The sequence below is a fragment of the Nostoc sp. T09 genome, assembly GCF_002154695.1.
Taxonomy (GTDB): domain Bacteria; phylum Cyanobacteriota; class Cyanobacteriia; order Cyanobacteriales; family Nostocaceae; genus Aulosira.
Map to the genome: position 1 here is coordinate 1 of NZ_MTAV01000240.1, position 1530 is coordinate 1530.

The following is a 1530-nucleotide window of genomic DNA, read 5'->3' on the forward strand; positions in this document are numbered from 1 at the left end:
ATGGCAATTGTAGTGCCCGAAATGGCAATTGTAGTGCCCAAAATGGCAATTGTAGTGCCCGAAATGGCAATTGTAGTGCCCGAAATGGCAAATGCAAAGCTGAAAACCCTCGCCTCTGCACCTGAAGATACTATGAACTACCAACCCTTACTCCGCCCGTGGCCTGTTTCTACATCCAGCTCAGTCAAAGTAGATTTCTGACTGGTAAATTAAGCGCTAACTGGAGACGATCACTTGGCGATCGCAAACCGAATATCAATTGGGATCTCCAATATAGTGATTGCGTACGCCAAAATAGTAATTGGGTGTCCAAATATAATAATTGCGATCGCAGAATACCTGAACGATAAAAAACGCCAGGAAATATAAGTCAATACAGTTTTAATGACTAATCTCACACTAATCTCAGAATATCAGTGCTTTGGTGGCAAAGTCGGCTTTTATTCCCATTTCTCTTCAACCTGTAACGGAGAAATGCGTTTTGCTGTCTATCAACCACCGCAAGCTACTACTGAACCTGTACCGATTCTTTATTTCCTCTCCGGTTTAACTTGTACGGAAGAGAATTTTATGGTGAAAGCCGGGGCGCAGCGTTACGCGGCGGAGTATGGTTTGGTGTTAGTTGCACCAGATACTAGTCCTCGCAATACTGGTATTCCTGGGGAAGATGATGATTGGGATTTTGGTACAGGTGCGGGTTTTTATGTAGATGCTACGACAGAACCTTGGCGATCGCACTACCAAATGTATAGTTATGTCATCCAAGAATTACCTGCTGTCATTACCGCCAACTTTTCTACCCAAGCTGACAAACAAGGTATTTTTGGACATTCAATGGGGGGACATGGGGCCTTGGTGTGCGCGATGCGAAACCCCAAGCTATTTAAATCTGTCTCAGCTTTTGCACCAATCGCTGCACCTACACGCTGTCCTTGGGGTCAAAAAGCATTCAGTCGGTATTTAGGAACCAATCAAGAAGGTTGGCGTAGCTATGACGCTAGTGAATTAGTTAAGCAACTAGGATATCACAGCCCAATTCTCATTGATCAAGGGACTGCTGATAAATTTTTAGCCGAACAATTACAGCCAGAAGTATTTGAACAAGCTTGTGCACAAGTGAAGCAGCCCTTAAATTTGCGTTACCAACAAGGCTATGACCACAGTTATTATTTCATTGCCAGTTTTATTGAAGACCACATTCGCCATCATGCGATCGCCTTGAGGTAAAGTACGAAGTGATTAAACATCATTATGAATCACTTCATACTTCAGGATGAAGGTTTTTAAGGATGAGCAGCCAGAGCTAAAAAATGACGCAACTTATCAGCCAAAACATGAACATGAGGTGCAACAAGCATAGTCTTGTGAGAGCCAGAAACATAGTCAATATCCAACCCCCCAGCCACCAAATCACCCCAGCCAAACTGCGGGTCATACTCTAAACCCACAGCATTCGCCCGAGATTGATTTGTAGTCCGCAGCAGCAGCATTCGACCAGGGTAAACCTGCAACTGATACTCATCAATCGCC

Annotated in this window: 3 protein-coding genes; 2 read left to right on the forward strand and 1 reads right to left on the reverse strand. The window is 44.1% G+C overall.

All coding sequences use genetic code 11. The features are described from left to right. The coding region (locus BV372_RS36925) for a hypothetical protein (RefSeq protein WP_086691593.1) at positions 1–201 on the forward strand (201 nt) is incomplete at its 5' end. A 183-nt stretch (positions 202–384) separates the two neighbouring features. Further along, on the forward strand, positions 385–1227 hold the full coding sequence (fghA, locus tag BV372_RS33375) for an S-formylglutathione hydrolase (protein WP_086691595.1): 843 nt from the start codon (positions 385–387) through the stop codon (positions 1225–1227). A 56-nt stretch (positions 1228–1283) separates the two neighbouring features. Here the strand turns inward: fghA and BV372_RS36930 are convergent. Further along, the coding region (locus BV372_RS36930) for a hypothetical protein (protein WP_179198324.1) at positions 1284–1530 on the reverse strand (247 nt) is incomplete at its 5' end.